This window comes from Paraburkholderia sp. (assembly GCF_035656215.1).
In the GTDB taxonomy this organism is placed as follows: domain Bacteria; phylum Pseudomonadota; class Gammaproteobacteria; order Burkholderiales; family Burkholderiaceae; genus Paraburkholderia.
In genome coordinates, this window is sequence record NZ_DASRSY010000090.1 from 1 (window position 1) to 2,798 (window position 2,798).

Sequence of the window (2,798 nt, forward strand, 5' to 3'; positions counted from 1 at the left end):
GGCCGCGACGCTCGATTTCACGCTGGCCAAGCCGAACGGACACGCGCCCGACAAACCGCAAGGCCGCACAACCGACACGCAGCGCGGCAGTTTCGAGGACGGGTTGCGCAGCGGCACGGTGCACGTCGACGCTGTTTACACGACGCCGATGGAGCACCACAACCCGATGGAGCCGCATGCGACGATGGCGCGCTGGGACGGTCCGCAACTCACGCTCTACGACTCGACGCAAGGCGTCAGCAACGCGGCGCAGGCGGTCGCCAAGACGTTCGGTATGCCGGCCGGCGATGTGCGCGTAATTTCACCGTTTATCGGCGGTGGCTTCGGCTGCAAGGGCTCGTCGTGGTCGCATGTGGCGTTGTGCGCGATGGCGGCAAAACAGACCGGACGTCCAGTGCGGCTCGTATTGGAGCGGCCGCAGATGTTCGGCCCGGTCGGCGGGCGTCCGCGCACCGAGCAGCATTTCGTCCTCGCCGCGCGCCACGACGGCACGCTGACCGCGATGCGCCACGACAGCATCTCGAACACGTCGATGATCGAAGACTGGACCGAGACCTGCTGCATGGTCACCCGCATGCTGTACGCGGTACCCAATCAGGTCACCACGCACCGTATCGTGCCGCTCAATGTCGGCACGCCGACCTTCATGCGCGCGCCCGGCGAGGCAACCGGCTCGTTCGCGATCGAATCGGCGATGGACGAACTCGCGGTCGCGCTGAAAATGGACCCGCTCGCGCTGCGCCTCAAGAACTACGCCGACGCCGATCCGCAGGAAAACAAGCCCTGGTCGAGCAAGTCGTTGCGCGAGTGTTATCAGATCGGGGCCGAGGAATTCGGCTGGTCGCGGCGCACACCCACGCCGCGTTCGATACGTGCCGGCAACACCTTGATCGGCATGGGCATGGCGACCGCGACCTATCCGGCCAATCGCAGCGAGGCCGCGGCCATCGCGCGGATTTTGCCGGACGGCACCGCGATGGTCGCCTCCGGCACCCAGGACCTCGGCACCGGCACCTACACCGTGATGACCCAGGTGGCTGCCGACGCACTCGGCTTCGCGCCGGAAAACATCCACTTCGCGCTCGGTGATTCATCGCTGCCGAAAGCACCGGGGTCAGGCGGCTCGCAATCGGCGGCCAGCGTCTCGCCGGCCGTACGCGATGCCGCGACTCAGGCGCGCAATCAGTTGATCGCGCTGGCGCTCGCCGACACGGCCTCGCCGGTGCACGGCATCGCGCTCGACGACATCACGGTTGAAAACGGCTGGGTGATGAGCCGCTCGCAACCCACGAAGCGCGATCCGGCGGCGGCGATCATCGCGCGCTCGGGCGGCAAGCCGATCGAAGCCACCGTGACGGTCAAACCGGGCGACGAGAAGCAGAAATACTCGCTCCACTCGTTCGGCGCGGTGTTCGCCGAAGTCCATGTCGATGCGGACCTCGGCACGATCCGCGTGGCACGCGTAGTCGGCGTGTATGACGTGGGGCGCGTGCTGAATCAGAAGACCGCGCACAGCCAGTTGATGGGCGGCATCGTGTGGGGCGTGGGGGCAGCGCTACAGGAGGAAACCTCACTCGATACACGCTATGGGCGCTTCACCAACGCGAATCTCGCCGAGTACCACGTACCGGTAAATGCCGATATCGGCTCGCTCGATATCACGTTCATCGATCGGCCCGATCCGTATATCAACTCGCTCGGCGTGCGCGGCATCGGCGAGATCGGCATCACCGGCGTGCCCGCGGCGATTGCGAATGCGGTGTATCACGCGACCGGCGTGCGCGTGCGCGATCTGCCAGTGACGCTCGACAAGGTGATGGGAGTGATGCAGGTGTAATGCGGGGTCGGCGCCCTACGTATGCACGTCCCTGGCCACACACCCACGCGCGACCGGTCAGATCGCGCATGACGACACACGTCGGCTCATATATTGCCGCTTGCCTGCCGATGCGTTGCAACGCACAATCGGCCTCATCCTCTCTACCTGTGTCCGTCCATGGCCTATGCCTCGCTCGCCACTGGCGTGTTGCTCGCCGCCGGCTTCGGCTCGCGCTTCGATCCGGACGGCCGGCACAACAAGCTGCTCGCGCACATGCCAGACGGTACGCCGGTCGCGCACGAAGCCGCGCATCGGCTGTTGCGGGTTGTCAGCCGCGTGCTGGCCGTCGTGCGACCGGGTTCTGACGCCCTCGCCCGCCTCCTGAACGACGCCGGTTGCGACGTGGTGTTCACCGCGAATGCCGAACGTGGCATGGGCGCAAGCCTCGCCGCCGGCATCGAAGCCAGCGACGATGCCGAGGGCTGGCTCGTCGCGCTCGCCGACATGCCGCGCATCGCCACCACGACAATCGAAGCGGTGGCGCGAACGCTCGACGGCGGCGCTTCAATCGTCGCGCCGTTTTATCAGGGACAGCGCGGCCATCCGGTCGGCTTCGGCGTCGAACATCGGGACGCACTGATCACGCTCGACGGCGACACCGGCGCGCGCGCGCTGCTGATGTCGCCGCATGTGATGCAGCTCGACGTCGACGACCCCGGCATTCTGCGCGATGTGGATACGCCGGAAGATCTGCGCAACATTTAGCCTTGGCGCGAGCGCTGCGCCTGTGAACCGGCGGGCTTGATCCAGGCCGGTGTTTGGGAGCATACTGTATATCCATACAGGTGCGACCTGCAAAGTCGCTATCACAACTGTCCCGCCGATAGCATTTTATCTCGGACGGGACCTGCTGTTCTGCCAGCAGTAGCCTACTTGATCGTGCGTCACTGGTAACGGTGGGGTGCGGAGCTTCAAGGAC

The 2,798-nt window shown here is 65.8% G+C and carries 2 protein-coding genes; both read left to right on the forward strand.

Annotated features, from left to right (window positions below):
- Nucleotides 1–1,837, forward strand: a 1,837-nt coding sequence (locus VFE81_RS04960) for a xanthine dehydrogenase family protein molybdopterin-binding subunit (protein WP_325043529.1), incomplete at its 5' end; no start/stop codon positions are given.
- Between the two features lie 159 nt (nucleotides 1,838–1,996).
- The gene (locus tag VFE81_RS04965; protein WP_325043530.1) at nucleotides 1,997–2,584 is read left to right on the forward strand and encodes a nucleotidyltransferase family protein; all 588 of its coding nucleotides are present in this window, start codon (nucleotides 1,997–1,999) and stop codon (nucleotides 2,582–2,584) included.
- Nucleotides 2,585–2,798: the final 214 nt, after the last annotated feature.